Annotated in this window: 23 protein-coding genes and 7 pseudogenes; 15 read left to right on the forward strand and 15 right to left on the reverse strand. The window is 69.2% G+C overall.

Annotated features, from left to right (window positions below):
• Window positions 1-8: 8 nt before the first annotated feature.
• Genes GEV07_00265 through GEV07_00275 form a run of 3 tightly spaced genes read left to right on the forward strand, consistent with a single transcriptional unit; the run spans window position 9 to window position 2,854 of the window.
• A complete protein-coding gene (locus tag GEV07_00265) occupies window positions 9-380 on the forward strand; it encodes a DoxX family protein (protein MQA01213.1) in 372 nt (123 codons plus the stop codon).
• 7 nt (window positions 381-387) lie between these two features.
• A complete protein-coding gene (locus GEV07_00270; protein ID MQA01214.1) occupies window positions 388-1,221 on the forward strand; it encodes a methyltransferase domain-containing protein in 834 nt (277 codons plus the stop codon).
• Window positions 1,214-2,854: a methyltransferase domain-containing protein gene (locus GEV07_00275; GenBank protein ID MQA01215.1), complete on the forward strand. Its 1,641-nt coding sequence runs from the start codon at window positions 1,214-1,216 to the stop codon at window positions 2,852-2,854. The genes GEV07_00270 and GEV07_00275 overlap by 8 nt, the downstream gene beginning before the upstream one ends.
• Window positions 2,855-2,857: 3 nt before the next feature.
• On the opposite strand, the gene GEV07_00280 is transcribed toward GEV07_00275, so the two are convergent.
• From GEV07_00280 to GEV07_00295, 4 genes are all read right to left on the reverse strand, one after another.
• On the reverse strand, window positions 2,858-3,388 hold the full coding sequence (locus GEV07_00280; protein ID MQA01216.1) for a dihydrofolate reductase: 531 nt from the start codon (window positions 3,386-3,388) through the stop codon (window positions 2,858-2,860).
• A gap of 69 nt (window positions 3,389-3,457) precedes the next feature.
• Window positions 3,458-4,186: an NUDIX domain-containing protein gene (locus GEV07_00285; GenBank protein MQA01217.1), complete on the reverse strand. Its 729-nt coding sequence runs from the start codon at window positions 4,184-4,186 to the stop codon at window positions 3,458-3,460.
• A complete protein-coding gene (locus tag GEV07_00290; GenBank protein ID MQA01218.1) occupies window positions 3,997-4,956 on the reverse strand; it encodes a helix-turn-helix domain-containing protein in 960 nt (319 codons plus the stop codon). The genes GEV07_00285 and GEV07_00290 overlap by 190 nt, the downstream gene beginning before the upstream one ends.
• Before the next feature lie 139 nt (window positions 4,957-5,095).
• A complete protein-coding gene (locus GEV07_00295) occupies window positions 5,096-5,470 on the reverse strand; it encodes a cupin (protein ID MQA01219.1) in 375 nt (124 codons plus the stop codon).
• Between the two features lie 75 nt (window positions 5,471-5,545).
• Here GEV07_00295 and GEV07_00300 point away from each other — a divergent pair, with 75 nt between their 5' ends.
• Complete coding sequence (locus GEV07_00300; protein ID MQA01220.1) at window positions 5,546-6,019, forward strand: MarR family transcriptional regulator; 474 nt, start codon at window positions 5,546-5,548, stop codon at window positions 6,017-6,019.
• A 54-nt stretch (window positions 6,020-6,073) separates the two neighbouring features.
• Window positions 6,074-6,274, forward strand: a pseudogene (locus GEV07_00305) (hypothetical protein).
• Between the two features lie 81 nt (window positions 6,275-6,355).
• Here the strand turns inward: GEV07_00305 and GEV07_00310 are convergent.
• From GEV07_00310 to GEV07_00320, 3 genes and pseudogenes are all read right to left on the reverse strand, one after another.
• Window positions 6,356-6,683: pseudogene (locus GEV07_00310) on the reverse strand (VOC family protein).
• On the reverse strand, window positions 6,680-6,967 hold the full coding sequence (locus tag GEV07_00315; GenBank protein ID MQA01221.1) for a helix-turn-helix domain-containing protein: 288 nt from the start codon (window positions 6,965-6,967) through the stop codon (window positions 6,680-6,682). Before GEV07_00315 ends, GEV07_00310 begins: the two are co-directional and overlap by 4 nt.
• 4 nt (window positions 6,968-6,971) lie before the next feature.
• Window positions 6,972-7,348, reverse strand: a pseudogene (locus GEV07_00320) (hypothetical protein).
• 151 nt (window positions 7,349-7,499) lie between these two features.
• On the opposite strand from GEV07_00320, the gene GEV07_00325 reads away from it, so the two are divergent.
• A complete protein-coding gene (locus tag GEV07_00325) occupies window positions 7,500-8,324 on the forward strand; it encodes a helix-turn-helix domain-containing protein (protein ID MQA01222.1) in 825 nt (274 codons plus the stop codon).
• A gap of 65 nt (window positions 8,325-8,389) precedes the next feature.
• Window positions 8,390-8,972: pseudogene (locus tag GEV07_00330) on the forward strand (dihydrofolate reductase).
• Window positions 8,973-8,987: 15 nt separating this feature from the next.
• Here the strand turns inward: GEV07_00330 and GEV07_00335 are convergent.
• Window positions 8,988-10,124, reverse strand: a complete 1,137-nt coding sequence (locus GEV07_00335) for a cytochrome P450 (GenBank protein MQA01223.1) — start codon at window positions 10,122-10,124, stop codon at window positions 8,988-8,990.
• Between the two features lie 121 nt (window positions 10,125-10,245).
• On the opposite strand from GEV07_00335, the gene GEV07_00340 reads away from it, so the two are divergent.
• A complete protein-coding gene (locus tag GEV07_00340; protein ID MQA01224.1) occupies window positions 10,246-10,905 on the forward strand; it encodes a helix-turn-helix domain-containing protein in 660 nt (219 codons plus the stop codon).
• A gap of 73 nt (window positions 10,906-10,978) precedes the next feature.
• Here the strand turns inward: GEV07_00340 and GEV07_00345 are convergent, their stop codons facing one another.
• A complete protein-coding gene (locus GEV07_00345; GenBank protein ID MQA01225.1) occupies window positions 10,979-11,593 on the reverse strand; it encodes a hypothetical protein in 615 nt (204 codons plus the stop codon).
• A gap of 81 nt (window positions 11,594-11,674) precedes the next feature.
• Between GEV07_00345 and GEV07_00350 the strand changes: the two are divergent.
• Together GEV07_00350 and GEV07_00355 are read left to right on the forward strand one after the other, a co-directional pair.
• Window positions 11,675-11,785: pseudogene (locus GEV07_00350) on the forward strand (VOC family protein).
• Window positions 11,710-12,330, forward strand: coding sequence for a methyltransferase domain-containing protein (locus tag GEV07_00355; protein MQA01226.1), 621 nt, complete (start codon window positions 11,710-11,712; stop codon window positions 12,328-12,330). Before GEV07_00350 ends, GEV07_00355 begins: the two are co-directional and overlap by 76 nt.
• 258 nt (window positions 12,331-12,588) lie before the next feature.
• Here GEV07_00355 and GEV07_00360 read toward each other — a convergent pair whose 3' ends face one another.
• Window positions 12,589-12,957 (reverse strand): hypothetical protein, encoded by a 369-nt coding sequence (locus GEV07_00360; protein MQA01227.1) that lies wholly within the window; start codon window positions 12,955-12,957, stop codon window positions 12,589-12,591.
• A 398-nt stretch (window positions 12,958-13,355) separates the two neighbouring features.
• On the opposite strand from GEV07_00360, the pseudogene GEV07_00365 reads away from it, so the two are divergent.
• Window positions 13,356-14,254, forward strand: a pseudogene (locus GEV07_00365) (RNA polymerase sigma-70 factor).
• A 3-nt stretch (window positions 14,255-14,257) separates the two neighbouring features.
• Here GEV07_00365 and GEV07_00370 read toward each other — a convergent pair.
• Window positions 14,258-14,701, reverse strand: coding sequence for a MarR family transcriptional regulator (locus GEV07_00370; GenBank protein MQA01228.1), 444 nt, complete (start codon window positions 14,699-14,701; stop codon window positions 14,258-14,260).
• Between the two features lie 87 nt (window positions 14,702-14,788).
• On the opposite strand from GEV07_00370, the gene GEV07_00375 reads away from it, so the two are divergent.
• A complete protein-coding gene (locus GEV07_00375; GenBank protein ID MQA01229.1) occupies window positions 14,789-15,130 on the forward strand; it encodes a hypothetical protein in 342 nt (113 codons plus the stop codon).
• 5 nt (window positions 15,131-15,135) lie between these two features.
• Here GEV07_00375 and GEV07_00380 read toward each other — a convergent pair whose 3' ends face one another.
• The gene (locus GEV07_00380) at window positions 15,136-15,714 is read right to left on the reverse strand and encodes a hypothetical protein (GenBank protein MQA01230.1); all 579 of its coding nucleotides are present in this window, start codon (window positions 15,712-15,714) and stop codon (window positions 15,136-15,138) included.
• A gap of 63 nt (window positions 15,715-15,777) precedes the next feature.
• Here GEV07_00380 and GEV07_00385 point away from each other — a divergent pair, with 63 nt between their 5' ends.
• Both GEV07_00385 and GEV07_00390 read left to right on the forward strand, forming a co-directional pair.
• Entirely contained in the window at window positions 15,778-16,737 is a 960-nt protein-coding gene (locus GEV07_00385; protein MQA01231.1) for a WYL domain-containing protein, read from the forward strand.
• Window positions 16,738-16,803: 66 nt separating this feature from the next.
• A complete protein-coding gene (locus GEV07_00390) occupies window positions 16,804-17,289 on the forward strand; it encodes a pyridoxamine 5-phosphate oxidase (protein ID MQA01232.1) in 486 nt (161 codons plus the stop codon).
• A gap of 12 nt (window positions 17,290-17,301) precedes the next feature.
• On the opposite strand, the gene GEV07_00395 is transcribed toward GEV07_00390, so the two are convergent.
• Window positions 17,302-17,658 (reverse strand): arsenate reductase family protein, encoded by a 357-nt coding sequence (locus GEV07_00395; protein MQA01233.1) that lies wholly within the window; start codon window positions 17,656-17,658, stop codon window positions 17,302-17,304.
• Window positions 17,659-17,724: 66 nt separating this feature from the next.
• Here GEV07_00395 and GEV07_00400 point away from each other — a divergent pair, with 66 nt between their 5' ends.
• Window positions 17,725-18,120, forward strand: coding sequence for a DUF1992 domain-containing protein (locus GEV07_00400; GenBank protein MQA01234.1), 396 nt, complete (start codon window positions 17,725-17,727; stop codon window positions 18,118-18,120).
• A 13-nt stretch (window positions 18,121-18,133) separates the two neighbouring features.
• On the opposite strand, the pseudogene GEV07_00405 reads toward GEV07_00400, so the two are convergent.
• Together GEV07_00405 and GEV07_00410 are read right to left on the reverse strand one after the other, a co-directional pair.
• A pseudogene (locus tag GEV07_00405) lies at window positions 18,134-18,831 on the reverse strand (hypothetical protein).
• A gap of 29 nt (window positions 18,832-18,860) precedes the next feature.
• The gene (locus GEV07_00410; protein MQA01235.1) at window positions 18,861-19,502 is read right to left on the reverse strand and encodes a TetR family transcriptional regulator; all 642 of its coding nucleotides are present in this window, start codon (window positions 19,500-19,502) and stop codon (window positions 18,861-18,863) included.
• Window positions 19,503-19,583 lie beyond the last annotated feature (81 nt).

Consider the following 19,583-nt stretch of genomic DNA (forward strand, 5'->3'; position numbering starts at 1 on the left):
GAGTGCTCATGTCCGTAGCGTTGTGGTTGGTCAGTGGCCTGCTCGCCGTTGCCTTCATCGTGTCCGGGGTGGCGAAGGCGACGATGTCACGGGACCGGTTGCTCGCCACCGGGCAGACCGGCATCGCGCCGTTCCCGATGCCGGTCGTACGGATCGTCGCCTGCTGTGAGCTGCTCGCGGTCGTCGGGCTGTTCGCGCCGTGGCTGACCGGTGTGGTCCCGGCGCTGACGCCCGTCGCCGCGCTCGGCCTGGTGGCCGTGATGTCCGGGGCGGCCGTCTCGCACGCCTCGCTCGGCGAGCCGCGGCCGGTCGCCGTCAACCTCGCGCTGCTGCTCGCCGCCGGCTTCGTCGCGGCGGGCAGGTTCGCGCAGCTGCTATAGCCGACCTATAACACCGGCAACTAGCGTCCCCGACGGGCATGGCGACTACGACGGGGACACCAATGGACACGGAATACATCTTCGACACCGGCTCCGACCTGGGCGAGGAGCACGTACGGTGTCTGGAGGAGCTGCTCGACGGGCCGACCAAGGAGTGCTTGGGCACCGTCGTCGGGGCCGGCCAGCGTTGCCTCGACGTCGGCGCGGGTGGCGGGTCGATCGCGGGCTGGCTGGCAGAGCGCACCGGGCCGTCGTCGCGACGGACCTCGACACCGACCACCTGGTCGCGCACCCGGGCGTCCAGGTGCGCGCGCACGACATCAACGAGGGACCGCCGCCCGGTGGGCCGTTCGACCTCATCCACGCCCGGCTGCTGCTGATCCACCTGCCGCGGTGCAGGGAGGTCCTGGCGAGCCTGGTCGACGCACTTGCGCCGGGTGGCTGGTTGGTGGTCGGCGAGCTCACCGACCGTCCGCTCGAGGTGCTGTCGGCGCCGAGCGACGCCGACCAGGAGCTGTTCCGGCGGATGCAGTACCTCTCGCTCGAGGTCGTGTCGCCGGCGGTGGGCATGCACTGGCCGTGGGCAGGTGAGGTGGACGGTGCGATGGTCGACGCGGGCCTGGTCGACGTCCAGGCCCGCGAGTTGTCCCGTACGACGGTCGGCGGCAGCCCGGGATGCCGGCTGCACCGCAACCTGAACATGCAGGCCGAGCCGCTGCTGCGAAAGGCAGGTGCCACCGACGGCGAGCTGGCCAGGTACCGCGAGCTGATGCTCGACCCGCGGTTCCGCGCGTGGTTCCACCAGTTCGTCTGCACCTGGGGAAGGAAGCAACATGGCTGAGCTGACGAAGGCGAGCAGCGAACGCGACTATCTCTTCGAACGCGGTACGGACGAGGACGAGCGGCTGCGCGTGCAGGGCGAGGTGATCGACCCGATCACCAAGCGTGCGTTCGTGGCTGCCGGACTCCAGCCGGGCTGGCGCGTACTCGACCTGGGCAGCGGTGCCGGGAACGTCTCGCTGCTCGCCGCCGAGCTCGTCGGTCCCCGCGGATCGGTCGTCGGGATCGACGCCGATGCCGACACCGTGGCGCGTGCGACGGCCATGGCGGCCCGCCGGGGCATGGACAACGTGGAGTTCCGCGTGGGTGACGTCGCATCCCTCGAGGGCGTGGAGGGTGGCTTCGACGCGGTCGTGGGTCGGCTGGCCATGCCGCTGTGGGAGCAGGTGCAGGACTGGGTGCGGGAGACGATGCGGCGCGCCGGTGTCGAGGTCCGGATGGGCCACCGGCTGTTCGCGAGCTTCCGTACGGCCGGCCTGCCGGACCCGGAGATGAACCTGGAGTCGATCGTGCGCGGCGGTCCGCAGGCGCCGACGTACGGCTGGGCGAACGTCGTGGCGGGCGTGCTGCCGCTGATGGAGAAGTACGGCGTGGCGACGCGGGAGCAGGGTCGCCCCGGACACGCTGAGCGATCGACTGCTGGCGGAGCTGGATGCCAACGACGGCGTCCTGATCACCGGCCCGTTGATCGGCGCCTGGGCGACGAAGCCGTTGACCTGAACCGGAGTTGTCGGACGCATGCCGTGCTGCGGGATCATCCAGGGTTCCTCGACGACGTGCTGTTGGGGAACCACTCCGGCGCCGGCATCGACGCGGACCTGGCGAACTACGCGGAGGTAACGACCTTAGCGCGAGGAAATCGGTGGACGTGCAGCTGGTTCGTTGACATGGTCGTCGGCATGCGGCAGGACGAGATCTGGGACGCCGACGCAGCCCGGGGGTACGACACCCCGGGCGCCGGCATGTTCGCCACCGAGGTGCTCGGGCCGACGGTGGACCGGCTGGCCGAGCTCGCCGGTGGCGGTCGGGTGCTCGAGTTCGCCATCGGTACCGGTCGGGTGGCGGTGCCGCTGGCGCAGCGCGGCGTGCCCGTCACGGGTATCGAGCTGTCCGTACCGATGGTCGAGCAGCTCCGTACGAAGGTCGACGAGGCGATGGTCCCCGTGGTCGTCGGTGACATGGCGAGTGCCCGGGCACCGGGGGAGTACTCGCTCGTCTACCTCGTCTTCAACACGATCGGCAACCTGCTCACCCAGGCCGAACAGGTCGCGTGCTTCCGCAACGCCGCACGCCACCTCGCTGCCGGCGGCAGGTTCGTGATCGAGCTCGGCGTGCCCGACCTGCGCAAGCTACCGCCAGGACAGCAGGCGGTCGTGTTCCACAGCGAGGCCGGGTACATGGGCGTGGACACCTACGACGTGGTGCGGCAGCACCTCGTCTCGCACCACTTCAGGTTCGCCGATGGCAGGCAGGCGGAGCTCTTCCGCACCCCGCAGCGCTACGTCTGGCCGGCCGAGCTCGACCTGATGGCGCAGCTCGCCGGCTTCGAGCTGGAGAGCAGGCACGCCGACTGGGCCGGCGCCGAGTTCACCGCGGAGTCCGGGTCGCACATCTCCGTCTACCGCCTGCCGTAACCGTTACCGCTGCACGACCCGGTACCAGTGCTCGGTGGTGTCGGGGAGCTGCTCCAGGCGGACGTCGGTGCCGCCCGGGTGCTCGTACATGCGGACGCCGTCGCCGAGCAGCACCGGCTCGACGAACATGAGGATCTCGTCGAGCAGGCCGGCGTGCAGGCAGTTGCGGGCGACCTCGGCACCCAGGATGTTCACGTACCGGTCGCCGGCGAGCTCCTTGGCTCGCGCCACGGCGTCGTGCAGGTCGTCGCTGAACGTGACGCCGGGTACCGGGTCGGCGCGCGGCCGGCGGGTGAGCACCACGGTCGGCCCGTCGTACTGGCCGCCGAACGCGCCCTCGGCGTCCGTGCCCCGGTTCGGGTCGTCGCCGCGGAAGGTGCGGCCGCCGGCCAGGATGCAGCCGATGCGGGCCACCAGCCCGTCCGCCGTCGGGTTGGGTGTGCCCACGTGTGGCGTCAGCCAGGACATGTCGCCGCCGGGGCCGGCGATGAAGCCGTCCAGCGACATGCTTGCCGCGTACAGGGTGGTCGCCACGGCGTCGTCTCCTCCCGCCCGGTACGCCCGGGCCTCCACGTGACTATCGCGGCCCGCAGAGCCGGGGCGCTACTCCGATCTTGCGGACAGCGTGCCGTAGTCCGAGACGCCCGCGCGGGCGAGATGGCGCAGCAGGTGGACCGTGTCCGGCACGACATCGTGGTCGGGACGGGCGAGGAGGCGGGCGAGCTCGGTCATGCGCAGCCACCCGCCGTCGATGACCTCCTCCGGCTGATGCGTGATCGGCCCGTCCCACACGACCTCGTAGACGTGCTCGAAGCAGCGGGTGGTGTCGTCCTCGAAGAGGCTGCTGCCGAGCGGCTGGAGGTACGGGCCGCTGATGCCGAGCTCCTCGGCGAGCTCGCGCCCGGCCGCCTCCTGCGGCACCTCGCCGAACCGCATGACGCCGCCGGCGGCGAGGTCCCACATCCCCGGTGCCCAGTCCTTGTCGAGGCTCCGCCGGTGCCGGTAGATCCGGCCACCGGGATCGCGGACGAGGACGGCGGTCGCTGCGTGCAGCAGGTTGTCGCGGCGCACGACCGGGCGCGGCGCGGCGTCGACCTCGCGGCCGGCCCGGTCGACCAGCGAGACCAGCTCCTCGTGACCGGTCACGTAGCGGCGCCGTTCCTGCGGAACGTCCGGCGCCAGGCGGACGGCGAGGTGTGCATCACGTGGCCGAAGTGGTGGCGATACGTCACCGCCGTGTCGAACCCCACTGCCCGTGCGACCTCCTCGATCGAGGCGTCCGTCGTCTCCAGCAGGCCGAGGCTGGCCTGCACACGCTGGTTGATCAGCCACCGGATCGGGCTGATCCCTGTATGCCGCGGGAAGTGGCGGAGGTACGTCCGTACGGACATCGCCGCCCGACGTGCCAGCGTCTGTACGGTGATCGGCTCGGCGAGGTGCTCCATCGCCCACGCCATGCTCGTGGCGATCCGGTCGTCCGCGGGCGTCGGCGTCATCGGCGCTTCGATGTACTGCGCCTGGCCACCGTCGCGGTGCGGCGGGACGACCAGCCGCCTGGCGACGGCGTTCGCGACGGCCGCGCCGAAGTCCTGGCGGACGATGTGCAGGCACAGGTCGAGGCCCGCCGCACATCCGGCGCTGGTGAGGATGTCGCGGTCGTCGATGTAGAGCGGGCTCGGGTCGACGGCCGTCTGCGGGTACCGCTGTTGCAGCACGTCGGCGTAGCGCCAGTGCGTCGTGGCGCGGCGGCCGTCGAGCAGGCCCGCGGCCGCCAGCACGACGGCGCCGGCACCCACGCCGGCGATGACGCCGACGAGCAGCACCAGCAGCGCGACGCGGGGGATGCGGCGCCCCACCCGGGTCACGGTCGCCAGCACGATGGCAGCCAGGATCCCGGTCGCCGCCGCGGACCACTGCGCTTCGCCGACCCCCATCATCTCGGTGGAATAGCGCGCGTGCTCGGCCGCGCTCGGGACGGGACCTGACCGGAACCCCAGCCGTCCCTCGATGGCGTACACCACCTTGCCGGCCGCGTACCCGAGCAGCAGGACGGCCGTCGCGAGGGCCGGCCAGCGGACCTGTTCTTCGGCACGGATCAACATGTCCACGAACCTAGGCCGGTCCGGCCCGGCCGCCCTCCCGCTGCGGAGGGAGCCCGGTCGCCCGCTCGGGGGAGCGCCGCACCACATGGTGAGGCCGCAGTCGACGGAGTACTGGCTGCCGATAACCCGCCGCCTGGGCTCAGGCCACCCACGCAGGGACGACCGGGTCGCTCCCGTCCTCGCGGGTCACGGCGGCTGCGCCGGCGGCCACCACGACGGCTCGGAAGCCGGACGGGCCGCCGACGAACTGGCGCATCTTCCCGGCCGGGAGCACGACCGTGTCGCCCGCACCGAGGTCGGTCTCGCGGCCGTCGTACCGCGCCAGGCCGGCGCCCTCGGTGATCGACCAGACGACCTCGCTGTCGAAGGCGTGGGTCGGGCCAACGGCATCCGGTCGCATCTCCACGTACCACAGGCTGCGGGTGGCTCCGCCAAGCGTCGGTGACGCGAGCGTCGTCATGACGGCGTTCGGCGTCTCGGTCACCCGGCGGGTCGTGCGGTCGATGATCTCCATGTCGCTCCTATGATCGGTCAACGTAGTTGACGATAATAGACAACCATATTGACTATAGGAAGTGGAGGGACCCCGATGGGGAAGGGGGCGGCTCCGTGGGACCTGCCGCTCGCGCTGCTCGGTGCCACCCGGGCGCACCTCGGCGAGGCGCACCGGCTGCTGGCCGAGCGCGGGCACCCGGACACCAGGCCGGTGCACGGGTTCGCGCTGCAGGCGGTCGGTGACGGGGCGACAGCGACCGAGGTCGCCAGCCGGCTCGGCGTGACCAAGCAGGCGGCCGCCAAGACGATCGAGCTGCTGGAACAGCAGGGTTACGTGGCACGCTCGGTCGACGCAGGGGACAGGCGGCGCAAGCTCGTCGTACCGACGGACAGGGGCCGCGACTTCCTGGCCGCCTCCGTCGCGGTGTTCGCCGAGATCCGCGAGAAGTGGAGCGCGACCCTCGGCGTACGGCGACTGAGCCAGCTGGAGCGCGACCTTGCCACCGTCGCAGGCAGCACGTCGCTGCGCCTCGACCTTCCCGGGTGGCTGTCCGGCAGCGCGGGATGAGAAAGCGTGACCGGGCAGCGGGGAAGTCCGACAATGGCTTATCATGGCAACGCCCACGTCGCACGCACCGGGATCGCCATGCTCGCCGACCGCCACGCCTGCCTGAAGGAATGCGGCCGTCCGGGCTGCACACGGCTGTACCTAGACCGCTCCCGTGGCGCACGTCGTACATGGTGCGGCATGGAGGCCTGCGGCAATCGCGTGAAGGCCGCGGCCTACCGAGCCCGCAGACAAGCCGCCAACCAGAGCCGGTAGCTGTCTTCGTATATAGGGCCATGACGTCGACCAACGCATTCAGTCGGACTTCGGCATAGCGGCGATCTGGATGAGGTTGCCTCAGGTGTCGTCGAACACCGCCGTCGTCACGGGACCCAGCTCCGTCGGCTCCTGCGTGAACGCGACGCCGAGCCACTTCAGCCGTTCATACTCGGCCTGCCGGGATGCCGTCGGTGACCAGCGCCTGCTTGTACGGCGGCACGGCGGGATGGACCGATGGCTCGAGCAGCAGCTCGACGCCGCCTGGCTGCTCGGGGGAGACGACGGTGAGCCACAGGAACTCGCCGGCAGGCGCCTCGGTCTTCTTCACGAAACCGAGAACCTCGGTGTAGAACTTGAGCGCGGCAGTCTGGTCCTCGACGAAGATGCTGGTGACTTCGATTCTCATGAGATGTTCTCTCGGGTCTGTCGCGGCCAGCGTTCCGCGATGGCGTGCAGCGGGGTGGTGTCGATGGAGTGGAACTTGTAGCGGCCTTGCTTGACCACGATCACGAGCCCGGCCGCCTCCAGCACGTCGAGGTGTTGCGAGATCGCTTGCCGCGACGACGTGAGTCCGTGTTTCATCGTCAAGCGGCCGCACAGTTCGAACAGCGTCTGCCGGTCCCGCTCGATGAGCTCGTCGAGGATGGCTCGCCGGGTCGGATCTGCGATCGCTTTGTACACGTCGCTCACAACGTCATTGACCTGCACGCAGAGCCGCCGCGAAGCGCCGTCCAGGCGTCGGGTCGACTCCGAAGCGCTCGGCGTAGCGTTCGTGGATCTCCGCCCACTGCTCGTGCGCTACCTCTTCGGAGAGGTGCTCGCCGGCGAGATGAGGCTCGAGCCGTGAGAGGTAGGTCTCCCAGCCGGTTGCAGTCTGCGCTGCGAGCGCCAGGTCGTCGATGACGTGGGTAAATGTCAACCGGCAGCCGTCTTGCTGAGCGGTTAGCTCGAAGCCGGCACGCTGACCGCCTGCCACACGCGCTCGACCGAATAGGCGAGTGTGCGCTCGAAACGTAGTGCCGGACGACCGGCTATGGTCTCCAAGGCTCCGTATGCGGTGGGTTCGGTCATGGATTCTCCTTCAGGTTTCGAACGCCGCACGGTGCAGACGCACGATAGGCAAGTGTTCACTTGCCTATCAAGGTGGCGTCGCCCCGGGTCGCTGACCTGGCGGCCCGTCTGGGCGTCGGCGATACTGTCACCCGTGGAGTACGGGTCCAGAGTGCCACGACCGCCGCTGGACGGGCTGATCGACGACCCCTACTACCTGGAGGGCGCGCCGCCGTACCCCCGCCTGACGCTGCCGCCGATGCCGTCGGCGGTGCTCATCCTCAACCTCGGGGCGCCGTTCCGCATCCGCCGCGCCGGCACCGACATCGAGCCGGCCGAGTACGCCGACGGCTGCGTGGTCACCACGCCTACCCGTGCCTTCGAGTTCGGCTACCCGCCGGGGACCCGGTCGGTCGGCGTGCACTTCAAGCCGTGGGGGCTGGCGCCGTTCCTGCCGATGGCTGCGGCCGAGCTGTGCGACCGGCCGGTGACGGTGGAGCAGGTCTGGGGCCGCGCAGGCGTTGCTGGGCTGCGCGACCGGCTGGCCACGGCGGCCGGGGCGCACGAGATGCTGACGCTGCTGGAGGACGAGCTGATGCGACGGCTCTGCGAGACCGCCGGCCTCGGGCTGGTCCGCCACGCGAGCAGCGTCATCGCGGCGGCGAGGGGAGCGGTGGCGATCGGCGACCTGAGTTCGACGGCCGGCGTCAGCAGCACCCATCTGGCACAGCGGTTCAAGAAACTCATCGGTGTCACGCCCAAGCGGCTCGCCCGCACCTACCGCTTCGCCGCCACCGTGTTCGCGATCGACCTCGCCGGACCGGTCGACTGGGCAGACCTCGCCGGTCGCGCCGGCTACTTCGACCAGGCGCACTTCGGCCACGAGTTCCGGGCGTTCACGGGGCTTACGCCGACCCGGTACGTCGACGTCCGGCGGCGGTTCCTGCGCGAACATCCCGGTCATGCGCTCGACGTCGGGCCGCTGCCGGCCGATTGATTTCTTACAAGAGCCGAGATCTCACGACACGTCAAACTGGGTGCATCCCAAGCAGAGGAGAGTCCGTGGGCAAGGTGGTCATGTACAGCTCGGTGTCGGTAGACGGCTTCGTCGCGGACGAGAACGACCAGCCCGGACCGCTGTTCGACTGGTTGTCCAGCGGTGACGTCCCGTTGGACGAGAGCGGCGAGGTGAAGGTGTCGCAGGCGTCCTACGACTATACCCGGCCGTACTGGGACCAGATCGCAGTGACGATCGTCGGCCGGCACGTCTTCGACCTGACGGACGGCTGGGGCGCCGAGCCGCCGGGCGGGATCGACCACGTAGTCGTCGTGTCGCACCGGCCGGCGCCCGAGGGCTGGGACCCCGAGGCGCCGTTCCACTTCGTCGACGGTGTCGAGGCCGCCATGGCCAAGGCACAGGAGCTTGCGGGCGACCGCACGGTCGAGGTCGCCCGCAAGCTCCGTCGGCGGTCAGGTGCTGGCGGCAGGGCTCGTCGACGAGGTCGCTATGGACGTCGTACCCGTGGTGTTCGGGTCCGGCAAGCGCTACTTCGGGTCGGTCGACGCGCAGCACCTGTTGGAGGATCCTGATGTGATGGTCCAGGGCATCCGGGTGCTCCACCTGCGCTATCGGGTGCGCCGTTGACCGATCTGATCGCGGTCATACGTCCCAGGTGACCTGGAGGCTCTTCACCCCGTAGATGTCCGCGGTCTCGGGCCGCAGCTCGACCTCCTCGGCCGGTACGGCCAGGCGCAGGGTGGGGAAGCGATTGACCAGCGTGGGGAAGGCGACCTGCATCTCGATGCGCGCGAGCTGCTGTCCCAGGCAGTGGTGGATGCCGTGGCCGAAGGCCAGGTGCCCGCCGTCCTGCCTGCGGAGGTCGAGCACGTGTGGATCGGCGAAGCGCTCGGGGTCGCGGTTGGCGGTGCTGTACGAAACGACAACCGCTGTGCCGGCCTTGATGGTCTGGCCGCCCAGCTCGACGTCCTCCAGCGTCGTCCGCTGGAACGTCTTGGCGACGCTCAGGTACCGCAGCAGCTCCTCCACGGCCTGGTCGGTGAGCGCGGGATCGGCGCGGAGCGCGGCCAGCTGCGCCGGGTTGCGCAGCAGCGCGAAGGTGCCGAGCGCCAGCATGTTCGCGGTGGTGTCGAGCCCGGCCGCCAGCATGATCAGGCTCATCCCTCGCAGTTCCTCATCGGTCAGGTCGCTGTCGGTGAGGTCGCTGAGGACGTCGTCGGTGGGGTTCGCGCGCTTGGCGGCCACCAGCTCCGCGAGGTACTGCTGGGTCGCCGTGTAGGCCGCGATCAGGTCGTCGTCGTTCGTCTCCCCGTCCATGAACTTGTCGACATGCCCCTGGAAGGAGTCCCGGTCCTCGTACGGCACACCCAGCAGCTCACAGATCATGATGGCGGGGATGGGCTTGGCGAACGCGGTCACCAGGTCCGCCGGCGGCCCGGCCTTCTCCATGGCGTCCAGGTGCTCGGCGGTGATCTGCTCGACGCGCTCGGTGAGCAGTCGCATCCGGCGTGCGGTGAACTTGTCCACCAGCGGTTTGCGATAGCGGCTGTGCTGTGGCTCGTCCATGACGAGGAACTCGCCTGGCGCCGCCGGAGGGGCCTCGATGCCGGTGTAGTCGATGGTCGGGTGGTGGAGCATGAGCTCCTTGCGCGAGCTGAACCGCCGTCGGCATCGTCGTGACGGTGTGGAGGGAGTCACCCATGCCGTTGCCCATCTCGCGATAGTACGTGTTTTATATAGCTCGAAAGCTACGTTGCATCCGGAATGGATGTCAATCAGCTGAACGGCATTTACCCAGGTAAGTGGCGGTAAATTGACGCAATGACGCTGACCTTGAACGCAATGCCACGTTGCAATGAATGGCGGCGAAGGCAATACTGGCGGCATGCCAGGAGGACGGTTGACCCAGCAGGACCGCCAGCGCATCGCAGCCGGACTCGCCGACGGGCGCTCCTACGCCGAGATCGCCAGGCGGCTCGACCGGCCGACCTCGACGATCAGCCGAGAGGTCGGACGCAACGGCGGCCCCGGCGGCTACCGGTCGCAGCAGGCGCACTGGGCGACGGTCCAACGGGCGCGGCGCGGCACACCAACACCTCCGCGCGCGGCCAGACCGCCGGACGGCACGATCGACGAGGAGATCATCGAGATGGCGGTCAGGGCGGGAATGCCGAGGACGGCAGCGCGCGTGCACCTCGACCTGGTGCTGTCCGAAGAGGGCAGGCGCACCGCGGCCGAGCTGACCCGCAGGCTGAAGGTCAGCCCGGCCTCGGTCTCCGTGGCCGTGAATCTCCTGATCCGGCAGGGGTTCGTCCGGCGCGAACGCGATCTGCAGTGGCGTCGCGACGTCTACGTGGTCGACGACGACGCCTGGTACCACTCGGTCGTGATCAGCTCACGGCAGCTGCTCGAGTCGGCGCGGGCCGCGATGACGGCGGCGGAGAGGTTCGGGCTCGATGGGCCCGTGGGGCAGCGGTTGGTAAAGGTAGGGACGTTCCTGGAGCGGATCAGCCTGGACGAGATGGAGTCCGCCGACCGCTGGCGCGCCCTCCTGGCGTGACGAGTCTCAGCCGAATCATGTGCCGCCCAACCATCATGATCAGCACCGATTGCGGCACATGCGGGCGGCACACCTAGGTCTGCTCGACTGGCTGGCGCAGGATGGTCCGCAGCTTCGACGGCTCGACCCTCCGAGCGTCGCTGAGGTAGATCTCGTGGTGCTTACCCGTCGTGCGTAGGCCGGCGGTCGGGATGAAGTGGTGATGCAGTTCAGCCAGCACCTGGGCCTCATCGTCGTACGGTCCGATGTGCAGGGTCTGAACACAGTCTCCCTCGTCTAGGGTCCCCATACGCACCTCGTCGAGACTGGCTGGACGATCCTTCGCGGCGGCTCTGGCGACGGCGTCGTCGAACATCTCGGCGGTGATCCAGTCGGGCACCATGATCATCGCCGTCCAGTCCCACTGGGACTTGTCCCGCGCTGACGTGAAGACGTCCATGTCCGACGCCCACCACAACGCCTCCAGAGGCGGAACCACGTAGTCGCGGCCCAGGTCTTGCTTGCTGGCGAACTTGAGCTTGTAGGCAACCGGATACAGGGCCGCGAGCGCGTCGGCGTACTCATCCGCCGTGTTCGGGTCACCATGCCCGTCGACCATCAGGTACTGCAGTGGCGGCACCTCCACGATGCGGAACTCACGGTGTCGCGCTCGATAGCAGTCGAGCGTCTTCTTGAAGTCTGTCTTCACCGTGGGACTCCTCCGTTCATCGAGACCCTCATTGTGCCGGGGTCGAGACGGCCGGAGGGCGCTCGGTCATACTCTGGGTTGATGACAAACGTGAAGCAGGTGCAGGTGACTTTCGACTGCGCGAATCCACGAGCGGTTGCGGAGTTTCGGAAGGCCGTGCTCGGGTACGTCGACCCTCCGATCCCGCCGGGTTTGGGTTGAAGGCAGCCATCGACGCGTTCGCCGAATCAGTCCGGGACCTTGGTCCGGTTCTTGACGTTGGATGTGGGCCCGGGAGCGTCACGGCGTACCTCCACGAGCGTGGCATCGACGTCTCGGGCGTGGATCTGTCACCTCGCATGATCGAACACGCCCGACGGCTTCACCCGGAGTGCACCTTCGCCGTCGGCTCGTCCACCGAACTCGACCTCGAGCCGCGGTCGTTAGGGGGCATCCTCGGATGGTGGTCGCTGTTCAACCTGCCACGCGAGATCCTGCCGAACGTCCTCGCCGCCTTCCACGACGCGCTCCTGCCCGGCGGGCAGCTGATCATCGCGACGCACGTCGGCGATGACGACGTGGTCCGGACCGAGGCCTACGGCGGCGTCGCGGTGAACTGGACGACATACCAATGGCGGCCCGAGCAGCTGACCGTTCTTCTCGAGAACGCAGACCTACGCATCGTCGCCGAGCTACGACTCCCGGCCGACGGTCAACAAGGTCCTGTCGTCGTGCACATGGCCCGACGCGATACCTGACCAGCAAGCCCTCGGCCCCTCGACTCCCGTCATCTTGCTGGTAACGCTTCGTGTTTCATGGCTTCGAGTTCGGCTGGCTGCGTGTCCGTTGAGCACGGAGCAGCGCCAGTATGATCAGGTCACGAGCGCGCCCAGCCCGACCAGCGCATTCTGGAGTACGACGAGTACCAACGGCCAGGTCTGTCCGCCGGGGGCGATGGCGCTCATGAGCTCGAGCAGACGAACCACCGGTGGCAACGGCGCCACAGCCCACAGCAGTTATCCCGTGGCGACCAGGCCGATGAACACCCGGAGACGGTCACCGCGGCGGGGCCTACGTCTCCAGGCCGCCGCGGCCAGCAGTACGCCACACGCACCGAGGACGCCGGCACGGCCGGTGGACACGGCCGTCAGAGTGCGGGCTACGAGCGGGCCGAAACCTTCGAGGAAGTCGTCACTCACGGTCGGGAACAGGTACCCATAGACGATCACGAACTGGGTGACGCCTCCCGCGACGCAGGCGATCGTGGTGCTGAACAACAGGATGGCCACGGCACGAGGCGAGGCACGCGGGACGTGCCTCGGGCGGGCGTGCGGGCTCGGCGGCGTGGGCTCGATCATGCCGCGCAGGCTAAGTGGCCGCGTCATGGATCTTCCTTAGGTAGACCGTCGAGGTCCATGTGACGGGCTGGGCGGCGTCAACCGCGAAGCGCGGCGTTCACCCGTGCGGCCTGTCGCGTCAGGTGGGTAGCGAACAGCCGCACCGCCAGATTCAGCCCCACAGGGCTCAGGTGTGCCGCTCCAGTCCGGGTTAGGGAATGGGAACTCGACCGAGGTCAGTCGTTGGCGCACGTACCCGGACAGGGAACAGGCGAGGGCAGCGCATCTAGTGCTACTCCCGTTGTTTTGATTGGCCGATAATGGACATTATGTCAAGTTAGATGTCCAAGGCCCAGGACATGGTGGTCAGCTGAGGGGTGTCACAGAACGGCAGGGTGCGGCATCTTGTGGGTGGCGCAGTCGAGAGCAAAAAGACAGGAGTGGGCATGAGCGAGGACGGCCGGCCGGACCCCGCCACCGAGGCGTTCGTCGTGCATCGGAACCTGCTCTTTACGGTCGCGTACGAGATGCTCGGCGTCGCGGCGGATGCGGAGGACGTCCTTCAGGAGACCTGCTGCGGTAGGTGGGCGTCGATCTCGACACGGTGCGGGATCAGCGTGCCTACCTGGTGCGGATCACCACTCGGCAGGCGCTCGACCGGCTGCGTACGCTCGGCCGCCGCAAGGAGTCGTACGTCGGCACCTGGCTGCCCGAGCCGCTGCTCACCGCGCCCGACGTGGCCGACGACGTCGAGCTGGCGGAGAGCGTCTCGATGGCGATGCTGCTGGTGCTGGAGACGCTCGCGCCGACCGAGCGGGCCGTGTTCGTGCTGCGTGAGGTGTTCGACCTGAGGTACGACGAGATCGCGGAAGCCGTCGACAAGAGCCCGGCCGCGGTCCGCCAGATCGCCCACCGGGCGCGGGCCCACGTGGCCGCACGCCGGCCGCGTGGGGTCGTCTCCCCGACCGAGACCCGAGCTGTGCTCGCGGCCTTCCAGCGGGCGGTCGACACGGGCGACCTGCAGAACCTGCTCGACGTCCTCGCGCCCGACGTGGTCGTCCTGAGCGACGGTGGCGGCGTCAAGCAGGCTGTGCCGCGGCCCATCGTGGGAGCCGACAAGGTTGCTCGCCTGTTCGCCGCCGGTTTGAAGACGGTGGGCGGCGGCAGGATGTCGGTCGAGCCGGTGCATATCAATGGCTGGCCGGCTCTGCGCATCCGGCTCGACGGGGAGCTCGACGGCGTCGCGGCGGTGCGGGTCGAGGACGGCCTCGTCACCGGGTTCTACTACGTGCGCAACCCGGAGAAGCTCTCGCGCGTGGAGCGCGAGACGGCGGTGAGCCGCTAGCCGTCAGCAGTCGATCTGGTGCGCGGCGTGCAGCGTGCGGAGCGTGTCGTGCAATGCGTTGCGCTGACTGGCGTCCAGTGACCGGAGATAGTCGCCTTCTGCCTTCGCGAGACGCTTGACCGCGTCGTTGTACGTCGTGCGTCCCTTCGACGTGACGACGATGACGTACTTCCGCCGGTCCTCGGTGCTGCGGCGTCGGTCGACGTGTCCGAGCTCCTCGAGGTGGTCGACGACGGCGACCATCGTGGTGCGGTCCAGGCCGGCTTTCGTGCCGAGCTCGCGCTGGGACAACTCCCCCGCCGACAGGAAGCTCAGCACCCGCAGCTCCCGCCCGCTGATGCCGGTCGGCGCCAGCGTGCGCTCGATCACCCTGGCGACGTCGGTGCCGATCCGGTAGATGAGGAAGCCGGTGAAGTCTTCCATCGTCGCGTGTCGTTTGCTCGTCACCTGTCTCAATCTACAACTCCGCAACTACCATGACGATCAGTTATACTGATCGTCAGTACTGCTGATCAGTGTACGGAGGTGCAGGCCGTGGTGCTCGTAGCCCGTCTGGTGGCGCTCGCCGTCAGCGTCAGTACGTTCGTCTTCCTGTTCCTCCATGACTCCTGGCGCGCCGACAACATCTTCCTCGTCCCCGACCTGGTGTTGTGCGTGGCGCTTGCCGTGACCGCGGCACTCCCCCTGCGGTCCGCGCGCCCGGCACTGGTGGCGGCGCTGTGCTTTGCCGCCGGTGTCTTCACGACGTCGGTGGCGTCGTACGCCGTCCGCGGCGGGGTCGGCGTCGCCAGCCTGGTCGGCGTGGTCGCGTGCGTGGGGACGGCCGTGGCGCTCGTAGGCACGGCCCGTACGAGCCGCGTGGCGCAACCCGGCTGACCTGGTCAGGGGTGGTTGGCGCGGACGTTCCTCGCCGCCAGCTCGACGGTCTCGCCCACCCTGCGCTGCCTGGTCTCGGGGCGCTTGGCGGTGGCGATCCACTCCAGGATCCGGCGTTGCGAGGACGGCGGGAAGGCCTGGAAGTTGCGCAACGCGGCCGGGTTGGCGTCGAACCGCTGGCGCAGGTCGTCGGGTACGACCAGGTTCTGCGCGTCGGTGAGCAGGTCCCAGGTGCCGGTCTGCTTGGCGAGGTCGACGAGCTGCTGGCCGTACGAGGTCATCAGCCCGGCGTCGGTGAGCCGCTGAACGCGTTCCTTGTTGACGTTGCTCCAGCCGCTCCTCGGGTTCCGCGGGCCGAACCGCTGCCAGGTGCTGTCGGCGTCGCGCTTGACGGCCTTGCTGTCCACCCAGCCGAAGCAGAGCGCCTCCTCGACCGCGTCGCCGTAGCTGACGCTCGGCGTGCTGCTCCCCTGCCGCTGGATCACCAGCCAGGCCGCCTTCTCGGTGCGACAGTTCGCCGCCAGCCAGGTACGCCACTGCGCTCTGGAGGCTGCGGCGACTGTTGGTGTGTCTTCGATCTCCATGTCCACAAGGTAGAGCAGAAAAGTACGCACGCTCTGCGTACTTTTCCTGGCAGACTTTCCGGCATGCGCGCAGATCGACTGGTCGCCGCACTCCTGTTCATGCAGGCGCGCGGCCGGGTGACGGCGGCGGAGCTCGCGGCCGAGCTCGAGGTGTCGGTGGCCACCGCCCGCCGCGACCTGGAGGCGCTGTCGGCCGCCGGCATCCCCGTCTATCCGCAGCCGGGCCGCGGCGGCGGCTGGGCGCTGCTCGGCGGTGCGCGTACGGACCTCACCGGGCTCACCGCCGCGGAGGCACAGGCGCTCTTCCTGCTGGCCGGCCCGGCGGCGGCCGTCGCGCCTGAGCTCAAGTCGGCGTTGCGGAAGCTGGTGCGGGCGTTGCCGGACACCTTCCGTGCCGGTGCGGAGGCAGCCGCGAGCGCGGTGGTCATCGACCACACCAGGTGGGGCGAGACGGAGCGCGACCGGCCGGCGTACGTGGCGACACTGCAGGACGCCGTCGTCAACAGGCGGCGGGTGCGCCTGGAGTACACCGGGCGCGGCCGCAGGACCACCACCCGGCTGGTCGATCCGTGGGGCCTGGTGGACAAGGACGACGTCTGGTACCTGATCGCCGGCACCGAGGCGGGTCAGCGTACGTTCCGGATCGACCGCATCGTCTCGGTCGAGGTGACCGAGGTCCCCTACGAGCTGCCCGACGACTTCGAGCTCGCGGCGACCTGGGAGCGGGTCGTCGACGAGGTCGAGCAGCGACGGTCCCTGGTGTCCGCGGTGGTGCTGATCGAGGCACGGCTGCTGCCGGTTCTACGCACCCATTTCGGTCGGCACCTCGAGGTGCTCGACCTGCCCGGCACCGGGCCCGCGCGGGTGCGGGTGCGGGTGGCCGCGCACACCCCGCGGTCGATCGCGGAACAGCTCGCCGGGTGGGGCACCACCGTGGTGGTCGAGGAGCCGGCGACGGTACGCGCCGAACTGGCGGACATCGGTGCCGAGCTCGTCGTGCGCTACGCAGCGCGAGATTCCTGATGTCGAGAACGCGGACTCGGCTCCGTCCCGTAGGTACAGAAGCCGTTCGCAGGAGAGGACACCATCATGGACGCGAAGACCGTGACCCAGGTTCTGCACGACCCGCTGGCCCAGGAGCTGATGGCGGCGGACATCCCCGCGCGGCTCGCGTACACCGGTCCAGACGGCTTCCCGCGTGTCGTCCCAGTCGGTTTCCACTGGGACGGCTCCAGGATCATCGTCGGCACCGCGACGAACTCGCCGAAGGTGGCCGCTCTCATCGCCAACCCGAAGGTCGCGTTGACCGTCGACACGGCGATCCAGCCGCCGAAGGTGCTGCTCGTACGAGGCACCGTCACGGTGGACGTCGTGGACGGGGTCTTCCCCGAGTACCTGGCGGGCGCGAAGAAGCATGTCGGCGCCGAGCGGATGCCCGAGTTCGAGGCGACCGTACGTGGGATCTACCCGCAGATGGCGCGGCTCACCGTCGTGCCGGAGTGGGCGAAGCTGCTGGACTTCGAGACGAGGCTCCCGAGCTTCCTCGAGGAGCTGATTGCGCGCAGCGACACGTGACCGGCCGTCGGCTCACGGGAGCACGGAACGGACGGACTCCGGTGTGCGACCGACGACAGCCGTGCCGTCGTCCGCGGTGATGATGGGGCGCTGGATGAGGATCGGGTGGCTGGCGAGCGCGTCGATCCACCGGCCGCGTGCGTTCGCGTCCCTGGGCCAGTCCGCGATGCTGAGCTCGGCGGCGGACGGTTCGCCGGTGCGGGTGATGTCCCAGGGTTCGAGGCCGAGACGGTCGAGCACGTCGGTGATCTCGGCGGCGGTAGGTGGCTGCTCCAGGTAGTGCCGCACGGTGTACTCGCCGCCTTCCGCGTCGAGCAGGGACACTGCAGAACGGCACTTCGAGCAGCCCGGGTTGATCCAGATCTCCATCGCAGCAGTATCTCGCGGCTCGCTAGAATCTCGACGAGAGCGGTGGGCGGTAGCGGGGAGGTCGCGATGCGGGACGGCGAGCCGAGCCTGAGCAAGATCGAGTCGGTCGTCGAGCAGAAGGTCCGCGAAGCCCAGGAACGCGGCGACTTCGACGACCTGCCCGGCGCGGGCGAGCCGATCCCCGACATCGACCGCCCGTACGAGGACACCTGGTGGATCAAGCGCAAGATGCGCCGGGAGAACCTCTCGTACCTGCCCGCTGCACTGCAGCTGCGCAAGGACGCCGAGGAGGCCACGTCCAGGGCGTTGGCCGCGCGCTCGGACGACGAGGCCCGCGCCATCGTCGACGAGGTCAACGTGCGCATAGGCGAAGCGCTACGCAAGCCGCCGGCAGGCCCGCCGGTGACCCAACAGCCGTTGGACGTGCACGAGATCCTCACCCAACGGCGCGAAGCCCGTTGAGGTGACGCGGCGCTCAGCGGCTGTCGAGGACGCTCCGCCAGTACTGGACCTTCTTCTCGTCGCGTACGACGATGCCCAGCCTGGCCAGCTCCTCGCGCAGGTGCCGTGCGTCGGTCTTGTTGTCCTTCGCCAGGGCGCGCCGGCGGGCACTGAGCAGGGCGTGCGCACTCGACGACAGGTCCGGTGACTCCTCCACCCAGGGACGGAACGCCGCGGCGTGCGGGTCGCCGTCGTGCCAGGAGTAGCCGTGGGCGGCGAACGCGGCGCGGAGTCGCTCCGGCTTGGCGTCAGTCTGTTCCCTGGCCAGCTCTCTCCTGTTCTCGTCCTGCAGCACGAGCTGCTTCGCGTCCATGCAGACCACGGTGACCTGGTGACCGGAGACCGTCCTCGTGTCGTCGCCGCGGGTGAGCGTGACCTGGTCGTCGCGCACCCGTACGGTGAGGCCCTCCCGCGAGCCGATGAACCCGAGCACGACACCGGCGAGCGCGCCGACGACGAGCGCGCCCACGGTTGCCTGCGGGTCGGGGATGCTGGCGATCAGCTCGAACGGCCCCTGGAACGGCACCCACGGCAGCCTCGCGGCCCGCCGGCGAGGAGCTTCAGCACCCAGCCGACGGCGGCGCCGGCGAGCGGCAGGCCGCACCACAACACGAGCCTGTCCACGATCGTGTACGCGACGACGGTCTCGACGTCCGCGTGGTCGTTGTCCACCGCTCCCCCTGTCAGTTCGTCGTGTTCGGTCACCGGCGCGCCCGTCGCTTCGCCGTGCGTGCCGTGGCCAGGTCGAAGGTGGTGACCAGCTCCTCGGAGTACGCGCCGAGGTCGGCGATCCGCCCGCTCGCCCATGCCGTGAGCGCACCGTCGACGGCCTGGCTGACGGTGATGGCCATCACGTACGGGTCGAAGTCGCGGAACTCGCCGTCGCGCTGTCCGTCGCGGAGGATCGTCAGCAGCTCGTCGAGTAGGTACTCGTCCGGATCGTCGGCGAACGCCTGCGAGCCGTCACTGTCGCGGTGGTTGACGACGAGCTCGCCGAGCGCCACGAAGTTGGCGTGGTGGGTCTCCATGTACGCGAGCTCGGCCCTGATGTGCTCCTTGAGCCGGCCGGCCGCGGTCGTCTCGGCGGCCAGCCGTGGCCGCATGAACTCCGCGCAGTCGGTGAGAACGTGCGCGATCACGTACTCGAACAGCTCGCCCTTTCCCGCGAAGTGGTACGAGATGACGCTCTTGCTGATCCCCGCCTGCTGCGCGATGCGCGCCAGCGAGGCGTTCGAGTAGCCCACGGCGTTGAGCGCTTCGATCGCCGCGGCCACGATCTGGGCACGCCGCGCCGCCTCGATGAAAGACTCTGTCCGGCCGTCTGGACGGTTTTTCGACCGCATGGACTGATTCTAGCCCATCCGGCCGGTTGGTAGTGTAGCTCAACGCAGCCGTGACGACGGTGGGTACCTCTCGCCGACGGC

This window comes from Streptosporangiales bacterium (assembly GCA_009379825.1).
GTDB lineage: Bacteria > Actinomycetota > Actinomycetes > Streptosporangiales > WHST01 > WHST01.

What these genes read in the sequence shown, in the direction of transcription:
- GEV07_00395 (MQA01233.1), bottom strand. Translation starts at nt 17,658, where the DNA reads ATGGAGATCTGGATCAACCCGGGCTGCTCGAAGTGCCGTTCTGCAGTG.
- GEV07_00290 (MQA01218.1), bottom strand. Translation starts at nt 4,956, where the DNA reads ATGTTGATCCGTGCCGAAGAACAGGTCCGCTGGCCGGCCCTCGCGACG.
- GEV07_00295 (MQA01219.1), bottom strand. Translation starts at nt 5,470, where the DNA reads ATGGAGATCATCGACCGCACGACCCGCCGGGTGACCGAGACGCCGAAC.
- GEV07_00400 (MQA01234.1), top strand. Translation starts at nt 17,725, where the DNA reads ATGCGGGACGGCGAGCCGAGCCTGAGCAAGATCGAGTCGGTCGTCGAG.
- GEV07_00265 (MQA01213.1), top strand. Translation starts at nt 9, where the DNA reads ATGTCCGTAGCGTTGTGGTTGGTCAGTGGCCTGCTCGCCGTTGCCTTC.
- GEV07_00275 (MQA01215.1), top strand. Translation starts at nt 1,214, where the DNA reads ATGGCTGAGCTGACGAAGGCGAGCAGCGAACGCGACTATCTCTTCGAA.
- GEV07_00380 (MQA01230.1), bottom strand. Translation starts at nt 15,714, where the DNA reads ATGGAGATCGAAGACACACCAACAGTCGCCGCAGCCTCCAGAGCGCAG.
- GEV07_00390 (MQA01232.1), top strand. Translation starts at nt 16,804, where the DNA reads ATGGACGCGAAGACCGTGACCCAGGTTCTGCACGACCCGCTGGCCCAG.
- GEV07_00300 (MQA01220.1), top strand. Translation starts at nt 5,546, where the DNA reads ATGGGGAAGGGGGCGGCTCCGTGGGACCTGCCGCTCGCGCTGCTCGGT.
- GEV07_00385 (MQA01231.1), top strand. Translation starts at nt 15,778, where the DNA reads ATGCGCGCAGATCGACTGGTCGCCGCACTCCTGTTCATGCAGGCGCGC.
- GEV07_00410 (MQA01235.1), bottom strand. Translation starts at nt 19,502, where the DNA reads ATGCGGTCGAAAAACCGTCCAGACGGCCGGACAGAGTCTTTCATCGAG.
- GEV07_00360 (MQA01227.1), bottom strand. Translation starts at nt 12,957, where the DNA reads ATGACGCGGCCACTTAGCCTGCGCGGCATGATCGAGCCCACGCCGCCG.